Below are 22,037 nucleotides of genomic sequence, written 5' to 3'. Positions count from 1 at the left end.
GTCGCTGACGTCAAGGCAAGGCGTGCGCGCGAGGCTGCGGGTATTCGCGGAATTTGACCGCGTTCGCCGCTCGGGTGCCCATGTACGCGAAGACGCGGCGGCCGATCGGACCGGCGAGCTGGCGGTACATCTTGTTGCGCTTGCGCAGCTTCTCCTCGGTGGCCGGCACCAGGAAGTCGGCCGAACCGGCACCGTTGCGCTGTCCGACGCGGGCGGCCTTGCGCAGCCGCTGCTCGTAGCGGGCGAACGCGGTCGCGTGGTCGCCGCCGGCCGCGGCGAGTTCCCCGGCCAGGATCTGCGCGCCCATCATCGCGAGCCCGGTGCCGGATCCGCCCGGCCCGGCGCACCAGGCGGCGTCGCCGAGCAGCACGACCCGGCCGCGCGACCAGCTGTCGAGCTTGATCTGGCCAACGGTGTCGAAGTACAGGTCGGGCGCGTCGGCGACGGCGGTCAGCAGCTGCGGGAGTTCCCATCCGGCGCCGGCGAAGACCTCGGTGACGATGTCCTTCTGCCGGGCCAGGTCCGGGCGGCCGTAACCGTCCGGGTCGCCGCGGAAGGAGAGGCCGACGGTGACGGTCGCCGGGTCGAGGTGGCTGGTGACGATCGCGCCGAGGCCGGGTTCGTTGTAGAGCAGGCCCTCGTGGTCGAGGCGGAGGTGGTTGGGCGCGGTGAACCCGGCGACGTGGTAGCCGAGATCGGTGCGGAACTTCGCTTCCGGGCCGAACGCGGCCGTCCGCACGCCGGAGTGGATGCCGTCCGCGCCGACGACCAGGTCGAACCGGCGCGGGGCACCGTGGCGGAAGGTGACGTCGACACCGTCGGCGGTCTCGGTCAGCGAGGTGACGCGGTCGCCGAAGACGTACTCGGTGTAGCCCTTGGTGTGGTCGTAGAGGATGCGGGCGAGGTCGCCGCGCAGGACTTCCAGCTCGCCGTTGGTGAACCCGCTCGGCAAGGTGAAGGCGGGCTGCCCGGAGGGGTCGAGCTGCACCTGCTCGCGCAGCGCGGTGTCGAGCTCCCGCAGGTCGTCGAGCAGGCCCATCGCTTCGACGAGCTTCATCTGCTCGCCGCGGAAGTCGACGGCCTGCCCGCCCGGCCGCAGCTGCGGCGCGGCCTCGACGACGGTCACCGAATAGCCGTAACGGTGCAGCCAGTAGGCGGCGGACGGGCCCGCGACGCTGGCGCCGGACACGAGAACGGTCTTGCTGGTCATCTCTTGCTCCCCTGGATCGGTAGGCGATGCGGCAAGACTGCGGCGCACCGCTTACCGCGCCCGCACGGAGCGCTGACGGCCTCGGTCAGTCCTCGGCGAGCCGGGTCAGCATCCGGGAGAAGACGCGGCCGAGCAGCTCCAGTTCGGGGCCGCTGACCTGGTCGAAGAAGTACCGGCGCACGAGTTCGCCGTGCTGCCCTTCAGCAGCCTTGACCGCCGCCCGCCCGGCTTCGGTGAGCCGGACGTTCGCCCCGCGCGCGTCCTCGGTGCAGTTCTCCCGCGTGACCAGGCCGCGCTTGCACATCCGGCTCACGTGATGCGACAGCCGGCTGCGGTCCCATTCGACGGTCGCGCCGAGCTCCCGCATCCGCAGCACGCCGTCCGGTTCGTTCACGAGCGGGACGAGGAGGGCGTAGTCGGCTCCGGAGATCCCCGCGTCGCGCTCCAGCTGCCGGTCGAGCGCGCTGCCGAGCGCCCGTTGCACGCGCTGGTAGGAACACCAGACCTCGGCCTCGCGCCGATCGGGCACCACGTCCGCCATCCGACGATTCTACAAAGAGCGGACCGGATTTCGCGTCGGTGCGTAAGTTGGGAGAGTGACCAGGTCCGGGCGAGAAACCTTCTTTCGTGCCTTCCATGCGAGCCATCCGGCGGTTACGTCGCGCGCGTTCGGCGGCGGGCGGAGCGCCTGCGGGCGGTCGAGTTACGAGCTTCTCCGCGACGAGATCGCCGGTCCGGGGCGCGTGCTCGATCTGGCTTGCGGCGACGGATTCCTGCTTGACCTGCTTGCCGCGGCGGGACATCAGGCGATCGGGGTCGACGTGTCGAGCGTAGATCTGGCGCTTGCCAGGCAGCGTTCAGCAACGGTGGCGGAGGCACGGGCGCAGCAACTGCCGTTCGCGGACCACGCGTTCGATTCCTGCGTGTCGCACATGGCGTTCATGCTGATGAATGACATCGACCAGGTCGCCGCGGAGCTGGCGCGGGTGCTTCGGCCCGGCGGGCAACTCTCCCTCGTCGTCGGCGGCGGAGCAGCGGGAGACGAGGCGTACGGGCTGTTCGGCAGGCTGCTGCGGGAAATCCTCGCCGACGTCCCGGCGGAGCAGCGGTTGTCCCCGCTCGGCGACAAGCGCACCCGGAATCAAGCCGGATTGGACGAAGTCCTCTCCCCGGCTGGGTTCGCTCCCGTTCAGTGGCGCACCGAGGCGATCGACTTCAGCGGTTCGCTCGATCAGGTCTGGGATTTCGTTTCCGTCACCTACAACCTCTTCCCGCTCGGCGAAGCGGCATCCAACACGCTGAAGACCACCTTTTTCGCCGAAGCACCAGCACTGACCAGGCCCGACGGGTTGATTCCGCTTGTCTCCCAGATCCATCTCGCCAGCACCCACACTGTCCACAAAGGACGGTAAACCCGCCCTAGTGGCACCCGTCACCTTCTGGCAAGATCGAGGGCTCTGACGTCTCCAGTTCACGCCGAAGGGGCAGGGCATTGGGTCTGGGCAGGAAACTGGCCGTCGCCGCCACCGCGGTCACCGCGGCGACGGCGTTGTTCACCGCGACACCAGCGAGCGCCGCGTCCGCGGCGATCGACTGGAAGCCTTGTCCTACCGGGCAGGGCGCCGAATGCGGCAAGCTCACCGTGCCGCTCGATTGGGACCGTCCCGGCGACGGCACGATTCAGCTCGCGCTCGCGCGGCGCAAGGCCACCGATCCCGCGCACCGGATCGGTTCGGTGCTCATGGATCCGGGCGGGCCGGGCGGTGCGGGCGCGGGCGAGGTGCAGAGCGGCTGGACGCTGTCGCCTAAGGTCGCCGCGCGATTCGACACGGTCGGGTTCGATCCGCGCGGGGTCGGGGAAAGCACCGCGATCAAGTGCGGGCTCGACGAACTCACCGCGAAAAACCCGGTGCAGCCGAAGGATTCCGCCGAATTCCAGCAGCTGCTCTCGTACAACCGCGCGCTCGGCCGCAGCTGCGAGAAGATCACCGGGCCGCTCGCCACGCACTCCGACACGCGCAGCGTCGTGCGCGACATGGATGCCATCCGCGCCGCGCTCGGCGACAAAAAGCTCACCTATTACGGCGTTTCCTACGGCACGCTGATGGGCCAGCAGTACGCCGAGGCGTACCCGGGCCGGGTGCGCGCACTCGTGCTCGACAGCAACATGGACCACTCGATCCGCAGCACCTGGGAGTTCCTGAAGACGGAAACCCAGGCCACGCAAGAGTTGTTCGAGCAGTTCAGCGACTGGTGCGACCGCACGACGTCGTGCGCGCTGCACGGCCAGGACGTCAGCGCGGTGACCGCGGACCTGTACGCCCGCGCCGAACGCGGCGAACTCGGCACCCCGGACGACAAACTCGACCCGATGGCGCTGGTCGGCATCTACTCGCAGAACTTCTACGGCCCCACCTGGGGCAAGCTCGCGCAGACCCTGGTCAGCCTCCGCGACGGGAAGCCGCTCGGCTCGGCCTTCGCCAAGGACGACATCCCCATTCCGAACCCGTTCAACAGCATCTTCTGCTCGGACTGGCGGCTGCCGATCACGTCTTACCCGCAGCTCGACAGCTACCGCCGGGCGCTCACCGACGTATCGCCTGACCTGCACTTCTCGCCGCTGGGCTGGAGCGCCGCGGCCGGATGTGCGAGCTGGCCCGCGCCGGTGCGCAACCCGCAGCACCCGCTGTCGGTCCAGCGGGGTGTGCCGATGTTGATGCTGAACAGCCGTTACGACCCGGCCACGCCCTACAACTGGGCGGTGCGCGCGTCGCAGCAGTCCGGCGCTCCGCTGCTCACCTACGAGGGCTGGGGCCACGGCGCGTACTTCAAGAAGAGCCAGTGCGTCATCGACGCCGCGGACGCGTTCCTGATCGACGGCACGAATCCGGGCCGGGGCAAGCATTGCCCGGCGGTCGAGCCGAGCGTTCAGTCCAGGATGGACGGTCCGCGCGCACCGGCTACGCTGCCGTACTGAGACAGCCAAAAGCGGGGCCCTGATCGGATCAGGGCCCCGCTTTTTCGCGGCTGCGGCGGCTCAGTAGTCGTCACGCCCGGTGAACTGCTGCTCCAGCAGCTCGGCCGAACCGGCGACGAGTTCGAGCGGATCGGTGAACTCGTTGAGGTCGAGGTTCAGCAGCGGCAGCGAATGCCGCAGCACGAGGTGCTCGCCCATCACCACGAGCCCGCCGACCACCAGCGTCTGGCCTACCTCGCTCAGCACGGTGAGCAGATCGACCTCGTCCACCCGGGCGAACGGCGTCGCGATCTGCACCCAGTCCTCGCGCTGGTCGAAAATCTCCCGGGCGATCACCACGACCTGCGCCCGCCCCGTCGTCTCCGCGTCGTCGCCGAACAGGACCCGGATCCGGATTTCGCCCGGGTCGTCCCGGATCACCCGGTAGGTCTGCCTGATGTAGGCGACCAGGTCATTCCACTCCGCCACGCGCTTTCCTCCCGTTGGTAGGCAACGAAGATCAGCGTAGCGGGACAACCCGCGCGGAGATGAGCGTCAGAGCAACTTCCACGCTCCAGTGAGCGCCTCGCGCAGAATCTGCTCCATCTCGTCGAACTGCGGCTGGTCGCAGATCAACGGCGGCGACAGCTGGACGACCGGCTCGGCGCGGTCGTCGGCGCGGCAGTAGAGACCGCCCTCGAACAGTGCGTTCGAGAGATAACCGCGCAAAATCCGTTCCGATTCCTCGGCGGTGAAGGTCTCTTTGGTCGCTTTGTCCTTCACGAGTTCAATCCCGTAGAAGAAACCCGTGCCGCGCACGTCGCCAACGATCGGCAGATCGGTCAACCGGTCGAGGGTCGCCCGGAAGGCGGTTTCCTTTTCCAGCACATGGCCGTAAAGGTTCTCGCGCTCGATGAGATCGAGGTTGGCGAGCGCGACCGCGCACGAAACCGGGTGCCCGCCGTAGGTCGAACCATGCATGAAGGTCGCCTCGCCGCCGGCGAACGGTTCCATCAGCTTCTCGCTCGCGAGCACCGCGCCGAGCGGGGCGTAACCCGAGGTCAGGCCCTTCGCGGTGGTGATGATGTCCGGCTGGTAGCCATACCGCTTGGCCGCGAAGTCGTAGCCGACCCGGCCGAACGCGCAGATCACCTCGTCGGACACCAGCAGCACGTCGTGTTTGTCGCAAATCTCGCGGACGCGCTCGAAATAGCCCGGCGGCGGAACAAAACAACCGCCGGTGTTTTGCACGGGTTCGAGGAAAACCGCGGCAACCGTGTCCGCGCCCTCGAATTCGATAGCCTGCTCGATTTGGTCGGCAGCCCAGCGGCCGTACGCCGCGTAGTCGTCAGCGTGCTCGGGTGCGCGGTAGAAGTTCGTGTTCGGCACGCGCAAAGTGCTCGGCACGAGCGGCTCGAAATCGGCCTTCGCACCCGGAATGCCGGTGATGGACAACGCACCCTGCGAGGTGCCGTGGTACGCCAGCGCTCGGCTGATCACCTTGTGCTTAGTGGGTTTTCCGGTCAGCTTGAAGTACTGCTTGGCGAGCTTCCACGCCGTTTCCACGGATTCGCCGCCGCTGACGGTGAAGAACACGCGGTTGAGGTCGCCCGGCGAAGCTGCGGCCAGGCGCTCGGCCAGTTCGAGTGCGGGCGGATGCGCGTGGCCCCAGAGCGGGAAGTACGCGAGCTGTTTCGTTTGCCGCGCGGCGGCTTCGGCCAACTCCTCGCGACCGTGGCCGACCTGCACCGCGAACAGCCCGGCGAGGCCGTCGACGTAGCGCTTGCCGGTGTCGTCCCAGATGTAGGCGCCCTCGCCGCGCACGATCACCGGGAAGTGCTCGGCCTGGCTGTGCCGCGTGAAGTGCAGCCAGAGGTTGTCGTGTGCGGCGGCGCCCTGGCCGGTGGCGATCCCGGCGGGTTCGGCGGTCGTGGTCATGGCTCCTCGAAACGGGCCTCGAAGCTGCCGGCACGCACCGTGGCGTACCGGCCGGACTTCTCGGTTATCGCACGAGCCGACGCCGGTTGGCAAGCGGATCAGTCGCCCGGGCCACCCACAACGACTAATTTCATCAGTCTCATCGGAACAGATCTTCGGATTTCGTCGTCACCGACGGTGCGTGCCCCACTGGTAGGACTGTTTCCGCAGCTTCAGGTACACGAGCGTCTCCGCGGTGCGCACTCCGGGCAGCGTGCGGATGCGGTTGGAGATCACGTCGAGCAGCGCCTCGTCGTCGGCGCAGAGCACCTCGCACAACACGTCGAAGCGGCCGGCGCAGAGCACGACGTACTCGATCTCGTCCATTTCGGCCAGTGCGTCGGCGACCGGATCGAGCGGGCCGTCGACCGTGATCGCGACCATCGCCTGGCGGAAAAGCCCGATCTGCAAGGGATCCGACACCGCGACGATCTGGATGACGCCCGAATCGGACAGCCGCTGCACCCGCTGGCGGACCGCCGCCTCGGACAGTCCGACGGCCTTGCCGATCGTGGCGTACGGCCGCCGTCCGTCCTCTTGCAACTGGGCGATGATCTGCTTCGAGATGTCGTCGACCACCGGCGGCGCGGGCCGGTTCGGGTCCTGGCTCTGCATCCGGGGATCATCTCGGGTCGACCCCGCCGCGGGCAACCCTCAGGCGTAGCGAATGGTCGCCCAGAGTGTCCGGATCGTCCGTCAGCCAGGGTGGCGAACAACGGATTTCGTCGTCTTTCCAGCGTTGACAACGGCAAACCCGTCCTGTTCCATCCGTCGAATTCCAGCGCCGCCGACGGAGGGATCCCCATGCCGCCTCATCCGGTCCCCGTCCAGACCGACACTGCCGCCGGTTCGCCCGCGCCCCGCTCGCTGACCAGATCGATCGGGGTCGGCGGCGGAACCCTGCTGACGCTCAGCTGCGTGACCCCGGCGTCGTCGTTGTTCGTTCTCGTCCCGCCGCTGTTCGGCTCGCTCGGCACCGGCACCGCGCTGGCCATCGGGCTCGCCGTGCTGCTGTGCGTCGGGATCGCGTTCTGCTACTCCGAACTCGGCACGCTGGTCCCGAGTTCGGGTGGCGAGTACGCGATGGTGTCGACGGTGGTCAGCCGGTTCGCCGGATGGATCACCTTTATGTTGTCGTTCATCGTGATTCTCGTGGTGCCGCCGATCATCGCGATCGGGGTGGCTGATTATCTCGCGGTGGCCGTCCACCTCGATCCGTCCGTGGCGGGTGCGCTGGTGATGCTGGCGTCCACCGGGATGGGCCTGGTGAACCTGCGCTCGAACGCGTGGCTGACCGGGATTTTCCTGGTGATCGAGATCGTGGCGATTGTCGTGGTGTCCGTGCTCGGCTTCGCGCACAGCGACCGGCCTGCCTCGGTGCTCGTGCGGCCTAGCCTCGACGGCGTCCATCCGATCGCGCTGGTTTCGGTGATCGCCGGGCTGGCGGTGGCGTTGTTCGTGGTGCAGGGGTTCTCGACCGCGGTGTATCTCGCGGAGGAGATGCGGGAGCCGCACAAAACGGTGTCGCGGACGGTGTTCTGGACGCTCGGCATCAGCGCGGTGGTGATTCTGGTACCGGTTGTGGCGATCACGCTGGGCGTGCCGGATCTCGCGACGCTCGGGAATCTCGATCTGACCGCGCTTGTGGTGAGCTGGAGCAGTTCGACGTTCGGCACGATCGTCAGCCTGTGCATCGCGGCGGCGATCGTGAACGCGGTGATCGTGATGGTGATCCAGAATTCGCGCGTGCTGTACGCGTCGGGGCGGGATCGCGCATGGCCGGAGCCGGTGAACCGGGCGTTGAGTGTGGTGAGTCCGCGGTTTGGCGCGCCTTGGGTGGCGACGCTCGTGGTCGGTGTTTCGGAAGCGGTGCTGTGTTTTGTGCCGGTGGAAACGCTGAGCGGCGTGACCGGGGTGGCTGTGGTCGCGCTGTATCTGGCGATTTCGGTGAGCGTGCTGTGGGCTCGGCGACCGGCGCACCGGCGTCCGCAGGTGTGGCGGATGCCGGGATGGCCGGTGGTGCCCATTGTGGCGGTGCTGGCGCTCGGCTACGTGCTCGTGTCGCAGAGCCTGCTGGACCTGGCGATCACGGCTGGAGTGCTGGTGGCTTCCGCCGGGTATTGGTGGGGTTATCTGCGTCGGCGGTCGGATCGGTGGCTGGTCACGATTCCCTGACGCGGGCCCTGGTGAGAATGGACAGCTCGGTGGGGCGGAGTGCGTCGTCGCGTTGCCATTCGACTGGGATGTCTTTTTGCCGGACGTGTTCTCTCGGCTCGAGCAGGTGGTCTCGCAGGAGCGCGGCCATCTGCTCGGCGCTGAGGAACGTTAGCCAGGGTTCGCCGTGGGCGGCTGCTGCGGCCATGACCAGCTCCGCGTACGCCTGGCCTGCCTCGTCGCGGAGTTCGGCGGGGAGAAGGTGCTCGACGATGATTTCTGTTCCGGGGGCCAGGCCGCTGATCGCGCGGAGGGTTTGGCTGATCGCTTCCTCGGTGAGGTACATCGTTACGCCGAGCCAACTGACCAATGCTGGGCGGTTCGGGTCGAATCCCGCTTGGACAAGGTGACTGGTCAGCGCCGGGACCTTCTCGAAGTCGACGGCGACGAACTCGACGGTTTTGGGCGTGGTAATCCCGGCTTCGGCCAGCAGTTTCTTTTTCCAGTTCTGCGTGGCGGGTTTGTCCACTTCGAATACTCGCACGTGAGTTCGTCGGGCTTCGCGGTAGGCGAAGGAATCCAGGCCGGCACCGAGGATTACGTATTGGTCGACGGCCATTTCGGCCAGCCGGTTCTCGGTGTAGCGGCTGCGGGTGACGGCTGTTGCGCGGGCACCGGACAGGGCTGGATGGTCGCCGTAGGACCGGTGGTAGCCGAGCAGTTCTTCGGCGCGTTCTCCCAAGAAGCGGTGCGCGAGCGGATCGGTGAAGATTGCCGGGTGGTCGTCGACCAGCAGATGCGCAGCTCGCGCTGCGGCGGAGAGAAGAGCGGTGCGGCTGGGTTGCGCGTCGGGGGTCATGACTTCGGACTTTAACCCAGTAATGTCGGAGTATAGCAGAAAAATGACTTTTTCAAAAGAGCGGATCGGTTCCGTTTCGGCAACGGCGGTGAATTCCGCTCAGTCGCCGAGGGAGATTGTGTAGAGGGAGAACGGTTCGCCTCGGTGCGGGAAATCGTGGCGGCAGGCGAAGCCGAGCCGTTCCATCACCGCGCGGGAGCGGGCGTTGTGCACCTCGGTGAAGGAGACCACTTCCGTCGCGGCCGAGTTCTCGGCGCGGGCTAGGCCAGCGAGGTCGATCTCGAGCCGCCGGGTGCCGTTAACGTCCTGATAGGACAGTCAGCCTCGGCCGAGGAGTTCTCCGGATTCCCGGTGATGGGCCAGCCATTTGCCTACACCGTCGCGTCGCCAGCTTCGGTCGATCTCCGCAAGCGCGGGCCGATCAGGGCGAGGCGTTCGGTCTCCACCTCAAGCGGCCACCGTGGACGGAACAGCCAGCGAAGCGTTGACCCGCGCGATGAATTCCGCGTTGGACTTGGTCGTGCGGACCTGTTCCAGGAACTGTTCCGCGGCCCGCTTCGGGTCTTGGGTGGACAGGGCGCGGCGGACCTCGTTCATCACGGCCAGTTCCTGCGGCGGGATAATCAGTTCGTCGCGGCGGGTGCCGGAGCCGAAGAAGTCCACGGCCGGGAATACGCGGTGGTCGGCGAGCATGCGGTCGAGGCGGAGTTCCGAGTTTCCGGTGCTCTTCAGCTCCTCGAAGAACACCGTGTCAGCCAGAGAACCCGTGCCCACCAAGGCGGTCGCGATGATGGTCAGCGAGCCGCCGTCCTCGATGTTCCTTGCCGCGCCTAGGATTTTCTTCATCGGGTGCAGTGCGCTGGCGTCCACGCCGCCGGACAGGATTCGGCCGGAGGTGCGGGCTGCCAGGTTGTACGCGCGGCCCAGGCGGGTCAGCGAATCCAGCAGCAGCACGACATCGCGGCCGGTTTCGACCAGGCGTTTCGCGCGTTCCAAAGCGAGTTCGGCGACGGCGGTGTGTTCGGCGGGTTTGCGGTCGAAGGTGGACGCGACGACCTCGCCGTGGACAGAGCGGGTCATGTCCGTCACTTCTTCGGGGCGTTCGTCGGCGAGCAGCACCATGAGGTGTGCTTCCGGGTGGTTGACCGCCACCGCTTGCGCGATCGCTTGCAGCACAGTGGTTTTGCCGGTGCGCGGCGGGGCGACGATCAGGGCGCGCTGGCCTTTGCCCAGCGGTGCGACTAGATCTAGAACGCGGGTGGTGAGCTGGTGTCGGCTGGTTTCGAGAACCAGTCGCTGGTTGGGGTGAATGGGGGTGAGTTTGTCGAAATCGGGGCGCTTTTCGCCGGGCGGGCGGCCGTTGACGGAGACTAGTTCGCCGTCGTCGAGGACGAGTTCGTCGCCGCGGCGCAGGCCGTGGGTACGGATCAGGGACAGCGGCACGGACGGGCCGCCTGGGGTGTAGCCCAGTGCGGCGGTCTTGCCGTGGATGTCGAGAATTCCTTGCTGTGTCATGGTTTGTGGCTCCTTGAGCAGTGACAGTCGACGCGTTAAGCGGACCGCCGGAGTGAGAACGAAGCGGGTCAGGCGACGGGCTTCGGGAAAGACGCCGATCCTCGTCGCGTGGACTCACGCTGGCGGGAAGGGCGGAACCCCTGGGCGGCGGGGCCGACTTCCTGGGGTATGCGCTGAGAGTAGCGCATCGGTTCCGGCCGCACAACTGGCACTGCACGCGAAAGGGGCCCCGTGAGCGACTGCCCGGCGGAAAACCGGCGCTCACAAGGCCCCAACAAACCTGGCCGCGGGTCTATTCCCGGGACCGGGAGACAGTCACGGCATCTCCCACGGAGCCTGCGGCAGCACGTGCCCGGTCTCCAGCAGCGACTTCAGGTTCGACAGCACCGCCGCCCAGCCGCCGGACACGTCCTGGTGCGCCTTCTCGTCGGGCAGGTCTTCGTGGGTCACGGTCAGCCGGACGATGCCCTCGTGCTGTTCGATGTCGAACGTCGCGCGCGAGGGCTCCTGGTCCTTCGGGCCGTTCGGGTCGAACCAGGTGGTGACCAGGCGCTTCGGCGGGACCGCCTCGATGACCTCGCCCTCGACGTCGGCGATCCCGGACCCGTCGGTCCGCACGTGCGCCCACCGCGAACCCTTGTTCCAGTCGGATTCGTTGTGGTGGCCCCAATACTGTCCGGTCAGCTCGCGGTCGGTGAGCGCGTGCCACACCTTCTCCGGCGTGCTTTCGATGTAGGTCACATACACAAAACTCGGCTTCATGGCTTCCTCTGCTCGACGTTTGACGGCACTGAGCATCCGCAGCCGCGGCTGCTCGAACCGGTCCACCCACCGCTCCTGCATCTCGTGCAGCGGCACCGGATTCAGGTAGTGCAGCTTTTCCCGGCCGCGGCGCACGCTGCTGACCAGATTCGCCGCCTCCAGCACGGCGAGGTGCTGGGTCGCGGACTGCCGCGTCATCTCCAGCCGGCGGCACAGCTCGCCCAGCGTCTGCCCGTTGTCCTCGAGCAGCTGGTCGAGCAGGTACCGGCGGGTCGGATCCGCCAGCGCCTTGAACACTTTGTCCAGGTCGGGTTGCACACTTACAGTAAGGCAGGCAAATACCTGCCTGTCAAGTCGGCGGAGGTAAATACAGGTCAGCGCCGAGGCGAGTTACTGACCGCCTCGGCGCTGACTACTAACGGTGTTCAGGAGACCTCTGGAGTGAGCGAGGGGGCCGCCATGCCGGGGTCGAACGGGAACATCGGCCGGACGATGCCGGAGTGGCCGAGCCGGAGCAGGTCCTGGTCGACGCCGCCGGGGGTGAGGGCGAGCAGCCAGTCGGCGGCCATGTCGTACAGCTCCGGTTCGAGGTAGCCGATCTTCACGATCACGACGTCCGCCTCGCGCGGGCGCAGGCCGAGCGCGTGGAAGTCGGATTCGAGGTGATACGGCTTGCGGCGCGCGGTCACGATCACCCGCAGGCCGCCGACCGCCAGCGCCACCGCGGTTCCGGCGACCGGGTCGTCGGCGTCGATGGCGGCCACCTGCGCGGTGAGCGCGACCGGACCGTGCGGGCCGGAGTCGACTTTTCCGCCCAGTTCAACGGAAATCGTCGCGCCGACACCGGCTGCCACCGCCGCAGCGACAGCCTCAGGGTCCACAATGGCCGCGTACAAAGTGGTCAGCGAAGAGTCCGCAATGGCCGGAGTGTTCAGCAGGACGTCCAGACTCCACGACGTGTCCCCGGCACCGCCAGCGGTCGGGTTGTCGCCGGAATCGCTGATGAAGAAAGGTCGCGAGGTCGAAGCGACCGCCTGCGTGAGGCATTCCTGCAGGGTGCCGGTCGGGGCGACGAAAGCGAAATCGTGCCGAGCGTCCCAATAGGACTGTGCCAGGTACTCCGCTTCCTTGGTGATCACCGAAACGTCGTCACCCATCACCACCACCGCGGCCTGGCAGCGTGGTTCGTCGGCCCACGCGTAGCCGACCCAGATCGCCGCGTCCAGGACTCCGTCGAGCGCTTCGACGTCGTCCACCGCCGCGTAAATGCTCTTCGCCGGTTCGAGCCGGGTGCTGGTCTTCTCCCCCGGCAGCAGAACCGGAACCGGCACCCAAGCCTTCTTCGGCCGACCGCCGGACCGCAGCCGCGCCACCAGGTTCCGCGCCGCCCGCTCGCGGGTCTCCCACGCGTCCTCGTGCGGGGCCATCCGGTAGCAGGTGATCAGGTCCAGCGCCGTGACAAGCTCGCGGGAAACGTTGCCGTGCAAGTCCATCGACGCCGACACCAGGACGTCCGGGCCGAGAATGGAACGGACCTCCTGTGCGAGCGAAGCCTCCACATCGGACCGTCCGACCACGCTCATCGCGCCGTGGATGTCGAAGAACAGCCCGTCCAATTCGCCCGCCGAACGCAACCGGTCCAGGATTTCCCCGGACAGCTCAGCGTAAGCCTCCTCGGTGACCGCACCACCGGGAAGCGACCGGGCGTCGACCAGCGGCACCCATTCAACGTCAGCTGCCCAGTCCTCGTCGAGAAAGTCGTAGCGGGCCAGCAAGTCGTCGCCGCGCGAGATCCGGAAGTCGTCCACAGTGGACCTATGCGGCGAGAAGGTACTCGATTCGATGGCGATTCCGGTGATCCCGACCCGCAGCTTCTTCATCGTCCACTCCGTTTGATCGCTTGCTCGAACACCGCGTCCAGCGCGAGCGCGCCCGCGCCGCAAAGTCCCGCGTCCGCACCGAAGCGCACCCGGTCGATCCGCAGTTCCCTGGTAGCCAAGGGAAGGCACCGTTCGTACAACGCACCGCGCACGGCCGCGACGAACGCTTCCGAACCGGACAGCGCGCCGCCGAGCAGCACCTCGTCCGGGTTGCTGAAGTTGACCACCGTCGCGAGCACCTCGCCGAGCCGCAGCCCGGCGCGCCGCACGGCCGTGGTCGCTTCGGGATGCCCGTCCTCGGCGGTGGCCATCACCTGCGCGGTGGTCTCCAGCTTCAATCCCTGCGCCCGCAACTGCCCGACGAGCGCGGCGCCGCTGGCCACCACTTCCAGGCAACCGCGGTTCCCGCAGGTGCACGGCCGGTCCTCGGCGGCCGGCACGCGCACGTGGCTGATGTCGCCCGCGACTCCGGCCCGGCCGCGGTAAAGCTCGCCGCCCAGCACTATTCCGGACCCGATGCCGGTACCCGCCTTCACCACCAGCAACGTCCGGCCGGGCGCGCCGGCCACGGATTCGCCCAACGCCAGCAGGTTCGCGTCGTTGTCCACGAACACCGGCAGCTCGAAGTGCTCCGCCAGCGCATCCCGGACCGCGAAACCGCGCCAGCCAGGCATCCGCGACGGCAGCGTGATGGTGCCCGCGTCGACGTCCACCGGACCCGGGAACGCGACGCCGAGACCGAGCGCGCGGCCCGGGCAATCCGCGCCTGCCATCACGTCGCGCACCGCGGCCGCGAGCCCGGCAACCAGTTCTCGCGGCTCCTGGCTGATGTCCAGCGGACGCTCGTGCACTTCCAGGAGGTTGCCCGCGATGTCGAGCGCGCCGATCCGCACGTGCCGCGAGCCGACGTCGGCTCCCCAGACGTGGCCGAACTCCGTGTTGACCGACAGCAGCTTCGGCCGCCGCCCGCCCGCGGACCGGCCCTCGCCGGATTCGCTCAGCACCCCGGCGGACATCAGCGCCTGCGTGCGCACCGACACCGTCGATTGCGGCAGCCCGAGCGCTCGCGCCAGGTCCATGCGCGACTTCGCGTGGCCGTGCGCGACCAGCCACAACAGCCGCAGCGGTCCGGCCGGATCCACTGCGCCACCTCTTTCATCAGAATTGATGTAACTAAACTGTTCGACAGGCCCCTTGGCAATTCCTGCCTCTCATGCAAGATTACCCGACAGCCAGGACACCGCATAGCACCTGGCACTGGTCTTTCATCAGAGTTGTTGGAAGTGATGCGAATGGCTCGACGCCCGTGGCGCACCGCGCTCGGGGTCACGCTCGCCGCCGCGCTGGCGTTGTCCGGCTGCGCGGCGAGCCGGGAACCGCACGGCGGCGGCTCCGGAACCCCGAAAACCGGCGGCACCGTGCGGTTCGCGATGCCGCCGTCGGCGACGCCGAACTGGATCATGCCGTTCTCGATCCCCGGCTACGGCGGGTCGTACAACGGCATGATCCGGTCGACCATGTTCGTGCCTCTCTACGCTTACGACGCCAGTTCCGGCTCGGTCACGCTCGACGACGCCGCGAGCGCGGCCAATCCGCCGAGCTACTCCCCCGACGGCAAGACCGTGACCATCACGCTCAAGCCGCTGACCTGGGCCACCGGCGAGCCGATGACCAGCAGGGACGTCGAGTTCTGGCTCAACCTCGCCCGCGCGGGCAAGGACAACTGGGGCAAGTATTCGAAGGGCCTGATCCCGGACAGCATCACCGGGTTCCACGCCGTGGACGACCGCACCTTCACGTTCACCCTGGACAAGGCGTACAACCCGGACTGGTTCACCGCCAACCAGCTCAGCCTGATCGTCCCGATGCCGCACTCGTGGGACCGCACGAGCGCCGCGGGCCCGGTCGGCGACCACGACCGCACCCCGGACGGCGCGAAGCAGGTCTTCGATTTCCTGGTCAGCCAAGCGAAACAGCTCGGCACCTACGGGACCAATCCACTGTGGAAGGTTGTGAATGGACCGTTCACTTTGGCCGGTTTCACCACGTCCGGCGAGGTGACGCTGCGGAAGAACCCGAAGTACACCGGCCCGGACCCGGCGAAGCTCGACACCGTCCGGTTCCTGACCTTCACCAGCTCCTCGGCGGAGTACAACGTGCTGCGCGCCGGCGGCGTCGATTACGGCTACCTGCCGACGTCGAACCTCGGCCAGCGCCCGAAGCTGGAGGAGCAGGGCTACCGGGTCGAACCGTGGAACGGCTGGTCCATCACGTACTCGCCGTACAACTTCAACAATCCCAAGCTGGGCAAGGTGTTTTCCCAGCTGTATGTCCGGCAGGCGATCCAGCACGCGGTCGACCAGGACGCCATCACCTCGGTGATCTGGCGCGGCGCCGCGCGCGTCGGCTACGGCCCGGTCCCGCAGGACAATGACACGAAGTACCTGTCGCCTGAGCAAAAAACCAATCCGTACCCGTTCGACCTGAACAAGTCGAGGCAGCTGCTCGCCGACCACGGCTGGAAACCCGGCTCCGACGGTGTCCTCCTGTGCGCGGACCCCGCCAAATGCGGCGAGGGCATCGCCGCAGGCACCCGGCTGTCACTGACCATGCTGACCGAATCCGGTTCCGACGAGACCGACGGCACCATGCAGGAACTGCGCTCGGAGCTGTCCAAGGCCGGCATCGAGATGAAGATCAACGCGCAGCCGCTGAACACCGTGCTGGCCAACGGAACCACGTGCAAGTCGACGGACCCGTCGTGCAGCTGGCAGCTGTCCTACTTCGGCACGCAAGGCAGCTGGTACTTCTCAGCGAACCCGAGCGGCGAGGAGCTGTTCGCGACCGGCGCGGGCACGAACTTCGGCGGCTACACCGATCCGAAGGCGGACAAGCTGATCGCGGCCACCAACCTGGCGTCCGACAACGGGGCGATGCTCGAGTACAGCGCACACCTGGCCGAGCAGCTTCCGGTGCTGTGGCTGCCGAATCCGCCGTATCAGGTATCGGCGATCGACACCGCGCTGCACGGCGTTTCTCAGGACCCGATGGCCGGGCAGTTGCTGCCGCAACGCTGGTTCTGGACGAGGTGAGGACATGACGCGCTACATCCTCCGCCGGCTCGTGCTGGCCGTGGTGGTCGTGCTGCTGGTCACCGTGGTGACGTTCGTGCTGCTGCATTTGCTGCCCGGCGGCCCGGCTCGCGGCGTCCTCGGGGTGAAGGCCACCGAGGCGCAGATCGCCGCGTTCAACCACGCGCAAGGCTTCGACCAGCCGCTTCCGGTGCAATACTGGGATTACCTGCTGCGCTTGCTGCAAGGCGACCTCGGAGAGTCGTACACGCAGAACTCGCCGGTCAGCACCCTGCTGGCCGAGCGGATGCCGAAAACCTTGCTGCTCACCGTGCTTTCCACCGCGCTCGCGATTCTCGTCGCGCTGCCGCTCGGTGTCTGGCAGGCGGTCCGTCGCGGCCGTACCGCGGATCTGCTCACCACGGCCATCACGTTCGTGCTCTACGCGACTCCGGTGTTCTTCCTGTCGCTGGTGCTGATCATCCTGTTCGCGCAGGTACTGCCGTGGTTCCCGGCGCAAGCCGCACAAGGCGAAACGATCGGCGAACTGCTGTCCCAGCCGGGGGCGCTGGTCCTGCCGGTGCTCGCCGGGACCGGAGCCGCGCTCGCCGCGTTCAGCCGGTACATGCGAGCGTCCACTCTGGACAGCCTGTCCGAGGACTTCGTGCGCACCGCGCGGGCCAAGGGAACGCCGGAGCGCACGATCATCTGGCGGCACGTCTGGCCGAACTCGCTGACCTCGGTGGTCTCGATGCTCGGCTACTACGTGCCGGTGGTGTTCGGCGGCTCGCTGGTCGTCGAATCGATGTTCAACTACCCCGGCATCGGCCTGCTGTTCTGGACCGCGACCCGCACCGCCGATTTCCCGGTGCTGCTGGGCGTCGTGCTCGTGATCGCCGTCGCGACCGTGCTCGGCTCCCTGCTCGCGGACCTGATCCAGCTGGCGATCGACCCGCGGGTGCGGGTGAAGGGAGCGCGGTCGTGACTGTCCTTTCGCGGCTGTTTGCCCGCAAGTCCGCCGTCGCGGGCGCGGTCCTGCTGCTGCTCGTCGTGGCGTTCTGTTTCCTCGGGCCGCTGTTCTACGGCACCGACCAGTCCCACACCGACCTCGCCTCGGCGCGGCTCGGCCCTGGATCCGCGCATCTGCTCGGCACCGACGACCTCGGCTACGACGTGCTCGGCAGGCTCATGGTCGCCGGCCGGACGTCGCTGGTCATCGGTGTCCTCGCCGGGCTGATCGCGACCGCGATCGGCGCGGTGTGGGGCGCGGTCGCCGGGTACACCGGCGGCTGGCTCGACACCGTGCTGATGCGGATCGTCGACACCGGCGTCGCGATCCCGGCGCTGTTCCTGCTGCTGGTGGCCGCGACGCTGGTGACACCGAGCGTCGGCGTGCTGGCGCTGCTGATCGGCGCGGTGTCATGGCTGGTGCCCGCGCGGCTGATGCGCGCGGAAACGGTGAGCCTGCGCGAGCGCGACTACATCCGCGCGATCACCGTGCTCGGCGCGAGCCGCACGCGCGTGGTGTTCCGGCACATTATTCCGAACGCGATCGGCACCGTGGTGGTGAACGCGACGTTCCAGATCGCCGACGCGATCCTGCTCGTGGCGTACGTCAGCTTCCTCGGGCTCGGCGTGCCCGCGCCCGATACCGACTGGGGCGCGATGCTCTCTAAAGGAATTACCTACACCTTCGACGGCGCGTGGTGGCTGATCCTGCCGCCGGGCATCGCGATCGTTCTGGTGGTGTGCGCGATCAACTTCCTCGGCGACGGGCTGCGCGACGCGTTCGCGGTGAAGGGGCGACGATGAGCGAAGCAGTGCTGGACATCCGCGACCTGCGGGTGTCCTATGCGGACGGTTCGGCAGCGGTCGACGGGCTGAGCCTGTCGGTCGCGCCCGGCGAGATCGTGGCGGTGGTCGGCGAGTCCGGTTCCGGCAAGAGCACGGCCGCGCTCGCGGTACTCGGACTGCTGCCGGATTCCGCGCGAGTGACCGGGTCGATCGAACTGGCCGGGCAGAACGTGCTCGACCTGCGCGGCGAAGACCTGCGGAAACTGCGCGGCCCGGCCGCCGGGATGGTGTTCCAGGAACCGATGACCGCGCTGAACCCGTTGCGGACCATCGGTTTCCAGCTCGCCGAGGCGATCCGCAACCACGACCCGGAGAAGCTGCGCCACCGCCGCTACTACGACCGGTGCGCCGAACTGCTCGACCGTGTCGGCGTTCCGGAACCGGCCGCACGGCTGAAGCAGTACCCGCACGAGCTGTCCGGCGGTTTGCGGCAGCGCGTGATGATCGCGATCGCACTCGCGGCCGGGCCGAAACTGATCATCGCGGACGAGCCGACCACTGCGCTCGACGTCACGGTGCAGCAGCAGATTCTCGACCTGCTGCGCGATATCCGCGAACACGAAGGCACCGCGACCCTGCTGATCACGCACAACATGGGCGTCGTCGCCGATGTCGCGGATCGCGTCGCGGTGTTGCGCCGCGGAAAGCTCGTGGAAGAAGCTCCGGCCGCGGAACTGTTCGCCGCGCCGAAGGCGGATTACACCCGGGAACTGCTGGCCGCGGTTCCGCAACTGGGTTCGTTCTCCCACGTTGCACCTGCCGAAGAAACCCGGAAGCCCGTGCTCGCGCTGTCGAATGTCGTGGTCGAGTACGGCGGACGGCAGGTGGTAAACGACGTTTCCCTGTCCGTCTCACCCGGTGAGATCGTCGGGCTGGTCGGCGAATCCGGTTCGGGGAAAACCACGCTCGGCAACTGCGCGCTGGGCCTGGTCACGCCGAAATCCGGCACCGTCGAAGTGCTCGGCGCACCGCTGCCGAAAGGCACCGGCCGCACTGCGCGGGCGGTCCGGCGGCAGATCGGCGCGGTGTTCCAGGACCCGGCGTCGTCGCTCGACCCGCGGATGACGGTCGCGCAGACCGTCGCCGAACCGCTGGTGGTCCACACCTCGACCGGCCGCGGCGAGCGGCAGCGGCGGGTGCGGGAACTCCTCGACGCGGTGGAGCTGCCGGAAAGCCTGCTGGGCCGGTACGGGCACGAGTTGTCCGGCGGGCAACGGCAGCGCGTGAGCCTCGCCCGCGCCCTGGTGCTGGGCCCGAAGCTGCTGATCGCGGACGAACCGACGAGCGCGTTGGACGTATCCGTGCAGGCAGCGGTGCTGGAAGTGTTCCGGCGGCTGCATCGCGAGTTCGGGTTCGGCTGCCTGTTCGTGAGCCACGACCTCGCGGTGGTCGACAGCCTGTGCGACCGGGTGGCGGTGCTGCGCGCGGGCGAACTGGTGGAGGAAGGCCCGGCGGAAACGGTGTTGCGCACTCCGGAACACCCGTACACCCAAGCGTTGCTGCTGTCCTCGCCGGTGCCGGACCCGCAGTTGCAGCGGAGCCGGCGCGAGGCGCTGGCCGGCGCGGACCCCGCGGCGTGACGGGGTTGCGAGCCGGAGTCGACATCGGCGGGACGAAAACCCTGGTGGTGGTGTGCGACGAGGACGGACAGGAACTGGGGTCGGCGTCCGCGCCGTCCGAATCGCACCGGGGCGGCGCGGCGATCCTCGACCGCGCGGCGGAGCTGGTCAGCTCGCTGGTGCCGGACCACGCGGCGCTCGCCGGAGTCGGCGTCGGCGCGGCGGGCGTCGTTGACCCGGTGACCGGAACAGTGCTGGTCACCGGCGATTCGTTCACCGGCTGGGCCGGCACGCAGGTCAACGCGGAGCTTTCCGCGCGGCTCGGCGGGGTTCCGGTGCGCACCGTCAACGACGTCGACGGATTCCTGCTCGGCGAGCTGCTGCCGGGCGAGCGGAACGTGCTCGGTGTCGCGGTCGGTACAGGCGTCGGCGGCGCGCTGTTCGTCGACGGACGGCTGCTGTACGGCGGCGCGACCGGGGCCGGAGAGATCGGGCATGTCGGCCGCTACGGGGAGGAACGCTGCACTTGCGGGCAGATTGGACACCTTGAGGCGTACGCAGCGGGGCGCGCGTTGACCCGCCGCTACGCCGAGGCGACCGGCCGAACCCTCGCCGCAGCGGACGTCGCCGCTGAGGCGCGCAACGGGGATGACGCTGCCCAAGCGGTGTTCACGGACGCGGGGCGGTTCCTCGGCCAGGCGATCGCGCACGCCGCCGGGCTGCTCGGCCTCGCGACCTGCGTACTCGGCGGTTCGGTGGTCAACTCCTGGACGCTGCTGGAGAAGCCCGTGCGGGAAGCGCTGGAGGAACGGCCGCTGCTTTCCGGGAAACCGGTGTCCGTCCGGCTCTCGCGGCACGGCGCGAAATCCGTGGCGTTGGGCGCGGCCGGTCTCACTGCCGGTATTCAGCGGCTACCGGACGTGAGCAACCCCTAACCAGTCCTCTGTGGACCATCGAGAAAACCGTGGCCTCCGGGTATACGCTGTCGGGCACCGACGGAGCCGGGGGCAACGATGCGCGCGAAGCTGGGCGGAACGGGACAGGCGAGAACCGCGGCGGACCACGTGCGTGAGCGTGGTCTCCACCCCGCTGACAGCAGGTGACTTGGTCTATACCATTCCGGTGATCAATTCCCGTCCGGTGGCCAACGAGGGGATCGCATGCCCGTCATCAGGCGCAATATCGTCCCGCTTCGGTATTCCGACCCGAGCGTCGTCGCTTACGTGCGCAGCCCGAGCGACTGGATGGTGTCCAATTGCGGCTGGATCCGGGGCCGGGAAGGCGTTCTGCTCGTCGACACCTGCGGCACCGAACGCGACACGCTCGACCTGGTCAGCGACGTCCGCAAGTACTCGACCGTCGAAATGCCGCTCACGCTCGTGCTGACCCACGCGCACGGCACCCACCACAACGGGGCGGGCGTCGCGCTGCGCAACGGCGGCCGGATCCTCGCCGCGCCCACCGCGGTGCCGATCATCCGGTCCGGCCCGCAGTGCAACGAGGAGATCTTCGCCTGCGCGAACTGGGGCAAGCTCGAGGCGCCGCGGCCGGAGGCGGTGCACGCGGTGATCGAACCGGTCGAAGTGGATCTCGGCGGCGTCGTCGTGGAGGTCGTCCCGTTTCCCGGGACCGCGCACACCGACGGCGACCTCGTGTTGTTCGAACCGCGCACCGGGACGCTCTTCACCGGCGATCTGCTGTCGGTCGGATCGACGCCGTTCGCCGTGCACGGTTCGATCCCCGGCTGGCTGACCGCGCTGGACTGGCTCGACAAAATGTTCCCGGACGTCCGCACCTTCGTACCCGGGCACGGCGGGCTGAGTCATCCGGGCAGTTTCCCGGTCGCGGTGCTGCGCACTTATCTGCACTGGCTGCTCGACGCGACCGCGAGCGCGAGCACGCCGGACTTTTCCGAACTCGCCACCATCGCCCGCCGCCGGTGGCCCACGTGGACAGTCCCGGAACGGCACATCGGGAATCTGCTGCGCGCGCACGCCGACCAGCACGGGGAACAGCTCGCGTCCGCCGAAGCGATGCGCGCGATCCGCGACGCCGCGGGCGGCAAGATCGACCTGGACACCCTGCTCGGACTCGGCAAGTCTTAACGCCGGGAAATCGATTCCCCGAAGTGGCTGACGCGGCCGTTGACCGTTTCCGCGAGTACGTGAGGGGAACCCTGAGGGACTCTGATTCCCTCAGGGTTCCCCTCACGTACGGCAAACCCCCGCGAACCGCCGCCC

The 22,037-nt window shown here is 68.0% G+C and carries 20 protein-coding genes; 9 read left to right on the top strand and 11 right to left on the bottom strand.

The features are described 5' to 3' along the window. Positions 1-10 precede the first annotated feature (10 nt). The gene (locus tag ACWDNU_RS36825) at positions 11-1,210 is read right to left on the bottom strand and encodes an FAD-dependent monooxygenase (RefSeq protein WP_449672261.1); all 1,200 of its coding nucleotides are present in this window, start codon (positions 1,208-1,210) and stop codon (positions 11-13) included. A gap of 85 nt (positions 1,211-1,295) precedes the next feature. Further along, a complete protein-coding gene (locus tag ACWDNU_RS36820) occupies positions 1,296-1,751 on the bottom strand; it encodes a MarR family winged helix-turn-helix transcriptional regulator (protein WP_370934799.1) in 456 nt (151 codons plus the stop codon). Positions 1,752-1,806: 55 nt separating this feature from the next. Between ACWDNU_RS36820 and ACWDNU_RS36815 the strand changes: the two genes are divergently transcribed. Both ACWDNU_RS36815 and ACWDNU_RS36810 read left to right on the top strand, forming a co-directional pair. Next, entirely contained in the window at positions 1,807-2,622 is an 816-nt protein-coding gene (locus ACWDNU_RS36815) for a class I SAM-dependent methyltransferase (protein WP_449672260.1), read from the top strand. An 80-nt stretch (positions 2,623-2,702) separates the two neighbouring features. After that, positions 2,703-4,187 carry an alpha/beta hydrolase gene (locus ACWDNU_RS36810; protein WP_449672259.1) on the top strand — a complete coding sequence of 495 codons (1,485 nt, stop codon included), beginning with the start codon at positions 2,703-2,705 and terminating at the stop codon, positions 4,185-4,187. Positions 4,188-4,247: 60 nt separating this feature from the next. Here the strand turns inward: ACWDNU_RS36810 and ACWDNU_RS36805 are convergent, their stop codons facing one another. The 3 genes from ACWDNU_RS36805 to ACWDNU_RS36795 all read right to left on the bottom strand — a co-directional run bounded on the left by ACWDNU_RS36805 (position 4,248) and on the right by ACWDNU_RS36795 (position 6,758). Then, positions 4,248-4,655 carry a hypothetical protein gene (locus tag ACWDNU_RS36805; RefSeq protein ID WP_354735230.1) on the bottom strand — a complete coding sequence of 136 codons (408 nt, stop codon included), beginning with the start codon at positions 4,653-4,655 and terminating at the stop codon, positions 4,248-4,250. 66 nt (positions 4,656-4,721) lie between these two features. Beyond that, positions 4,722-6,104 carry an aspartate aminotransferase family protein gene (locus ACWDNU_RS36800; protein WP_449672258.1) on the bottom strand — a complete coding sequence of 461 codons (1,383 nt, stop codon included), beginning with the start codon at positions 6,102-6,104 and terminating at the stop codon, positions 4,722-4,724. A 168-nt stretch (positions 6,105-6,272) separates the two neighbouring features. After that, on the bottom strand, positions 6,273-6,758 hold the full coding sequence (locus ACWDNU_RS36795) for an Lrp/AsnC family transcriptional regulator (protein WP_182891173.1): 486 nt from the start codon (positions 6,756-6,758) through the stop codon (positions 6,273-6,275). Between the two features lie 189 nt (positions 6,759-6,947). On the opposite strand from ACWDNU_RS36795, the gene ACWDNU_RS36790 reads away from it, so the two are divergent. Beyond that, positions 6,948-8,318: an APC family permease gene (locus ACWDNU_RS36790; RefSeq protein ID WP_449672257.1), complete on the top strand. Its 1,371-nt coding sequence runs from the start codon at positions 6,948-6,950 to the stop codon at positions 8,316-8,318. On the opposite strand, the gene ACWDNU_RS36785 is transcribed toward ACWDNU_RS36790, so the two are convergent. The 6 genes from ACWDNU_RS36785 to ACWDNU_RS36760 all read right to left on the bottom strand — a co-directional run bounded on the left by ACWDNU_RS36785 (position 8,305) and on the right by ACWDNU_RS36760 (position 14,455). Next, entirely contained in the window at positions 8,305-9,156 is an 852-nt protein-coding gene (locus tag ACWDNU_RS36785) for a class I SAM-dependent methyltransferase (RefSeq protein WP_449672256.1), read from the bottom strand. The two genes, ACWDNU_RS36790 and ACWDNU_RS36785, sit on opposite strands and share 14 nt — an antisense overlap. Positions 9,157-9,255: 99 nt before the next feature. Beyond that, positions 9,256-9,387: a hypothetical protein gene (locus ACWDNU_RS36780; RefSeq protein ID WP_449672255.1), complete on the bottom strand. Its 132-nt coding sequence runs from the start codon at positions 9,385-9,387 to the stop codon at positions 9,256-9,258. Between the two features lie 216 nt (positions 9,388-9,603). Then, positions 9,604-10,671 (bottom strand): transcription termination factor Rho, encoded by a 1,068-nt coding sequence (rho, locus tag ACWDNU_RS36775; protein ID WP_449672254.1) that lies wholly within the window; start codon positions 10,669-10,671, stop codon positions 9,604-9,606. A gap of 315 nt (positions 10,672-10,986) precedes the next feature. Further along, entirely contained in the window at positions 10,987-11,751 is a 765-nt protein-coding gene (locus tag ACWDNU_RS36770) for an ArsR/SmtB family transcription factor (RefSeq protein WP_449672253.1), read from the bottom strand. Between the two features lie 107 nt (positions 11,752-11,858). After that, positions 11,859-13,313, bottom strand: coding sequence for a M81 family metallopeptidase (locus ACWDNU_RS36765; protein ID WP_449672252.1), 1,455 nt, complete (start codon positions 13,311-13,313; stop codon positions 11,859-11,861). Further along, positions 13,310-14,455 (bottom strand): ROK family transcriptional regulator, encoded by a 1,146-nt coding sequence (locus ACWDNU_RS36760; RefSeq protein WP_370934789.1) that lies wholly within the window; start codon positions 14,453-14,455, stop codon positions 13,310-13,312. Before ACWDNU_RS36760 ends, ACWDNU_RS36765 begins: the two co-directional genes overlap by 4 nt. Before the next feature lie 150 nt (positions 14,456-14,605). Here ACWDNU_RS36760 and ACWDNU_RS36755 point away from each other — a divergent pair, with 150 nt between their 5' ends. The 6 genes from ACWDNU_RS36755 (at position 14,606) to ACWDNU_RS36730 (ending at position 21,902) form a co-directional block, all read left to right on the top strand. Further along, the gene (locus ACWDNU_RS36755) at positions 14,606-16,405 is read left to right on the top strand and encodes a peptide ABC transporter substrate-binding protein (protein WP_449672251.1); all 1,800 of its coding nucleotides are present in this window, start codon (positions 14,606-14,608) and stop codon (positions 16,403-16,405) included. Between the two features lie 4 nt (positions 16,406-16,409). After that, positions 16,410-17,369 carry an ABC transporter permease gene (locus ACWDNU_RS36750; protein WP_370934787.1) on the top strand — a complete coding sequence of 320 codons (960 nt, stop codon included), beginning with the start codon at positions 16,410-16,412 and terminating at the stop codon, positions 17,367-17,369. After that, positions 17,366-18,196, top strand: coding sequence for an ABC transporter permease (locus ACWDNU_RS36745; protein WP_449672250.1), 831 nt, complete (start codon positions 17,366-17,368; stop codon positions 18,194-18,196). The genes ACWDNU_RS36750 and ACWDNU_RS36745 overlap by 4 nt, the downstream gene beginning before the upstream one ends. Further along, positions 18,193-19,818 carry a dipeptide ABC transporter ATP-binding protein gene (locus ACWDNU_RS36740; protein ID WP_449672249.1) on the top strand — a complete coding sequence of 542 codons (1,626 nt, stop codon included), beginning with the start codon at positions 18,193-18,195 and terminating at the stop codon, positions 19,816-19,818. The genes ACWDNU_RS36745 and ACWDNU_RS36740 overlap by 4 nt, the downstream gene beginning before the upstream one ends. Next, positions 19,815-20,732 carry an ROK family protein gene (locus ACWDNU_RS36735; RefSeq protein WP_449672248.1) on the top strand — a complete coding sequence of 306 codons (918 nt, stop codon included), beginning with the start codon at positions 19,815-19,817 and terminating at the stop codon, positions 20,730-20,732. Before ACWDNU_RS36740 ends, ACWDNU_RS36735 begins: the two co-directional genes overlap by 4 nt. A 225-nt stretch (positions 20,733-20,957) precedes the next feature. Further along, entirely contained in the window at positions 20,958-21,902 is a 945-nt protein-coding gene (locus tag ACWDNU_RS36730; protein WP_370934783.1) for an MBL fold metallo-hydrolase, read from the top strand. Positions 21,903-22,037 lie beyond the last annotated feature (135 nt).

Source organism: Amycolatopsis sp. NPDC003676, from assembly GCF_053587275.1.
The sequence above is the reverse complement of the archived record's forward strand: the minus strand, read 5'-3'. Positions and strand labels throughout refer to the sequence as shown.

Coding starts and splice junctions, on each gene's coding strand:
- ACWDNU_RS36785 (WP_449672256.1), bottom strand. CDS start 9,156: ATGACCCCCGACGCGCAACCCAGCCGCACCGCTCTTCTCTCCGCCGCA.
- ACWDNU_RS36825 (WP_449672261.1), bottom strand. CDS start 1,210: ATGACCAGCAAGACCGTTCTCGTGTCCGGCGCCAGCGTCGCGGGCCCG.
- ACWDNU_RS36750 (WP_370934787.1), top strand. CDS start 16,410: ATGACGCGCTACATCCTCCGCCGGCTCGTGCTGGCCGTGGTGGTCGTG.
- ACWDNU_RS36730 (WP_370934783.1), top strand. CDS start 20,958: ATGCCCGTCATCAGGCGCAATATCGTCCCGCTTCGGTATTCCGACCCG.
- ACWDNU_RS36755 (WP_449672251.1), top strand. CDS start 14,606: ATGGCTCGACGCCCGTGGCGCACCGCGCTCGGGGTCACGCTCGCCGCC.
- ACWDNU_RS36790 (WP_449672257.1), top strand. CDS start 6,948: ATGCCGCCTCATCCGGTCCCCGTCCAGACCGACACTGCCGCCGGTTCG.
- ACWDNU_RS36800 (WP_449672258.1), bottom strand. CDS start 6,104: ATGACCACGACCGCCGAACCCGCCGGGATCGCCACCGGCCAGGGCGCC.
- ACWDNU_RS36740 (WP_449672249.1), top strand. CDS start 18,193: ATGAGCGAAGCAGTGCTGGACATCCGCGACCTGCGGGTGTCCTATGCG.
- ACWDNU_RS36795 (WP_182891173.1), bottom strand. CDS start 6,758: ATGCAGAGCCAGGACCCGAACCGGCCCGCGCCGCCGGTGGTCGACGAC.
- rho (WP_449672254.1), bottom strand. CDS start 10,671: ATGACACAGCAAGGAATTCTCGACATCCACGGCAAGACCGCCGCACTG.
- ACWDNU_RS36765 (WP_449672252.1), bottom strand. CDS start 13,313: ATGAAGAAGCTGCGGGTCGGGATCACCGGAATCGCCATCGAATCGAGT.
- ACWDNU_RS36820 (WP_370934799.1), bottom strand. CDS start 1,751: ATGGCGGACGTGGTGCCCGATCGGCGCGAGGCCGAGGTCTGGTGTTCC.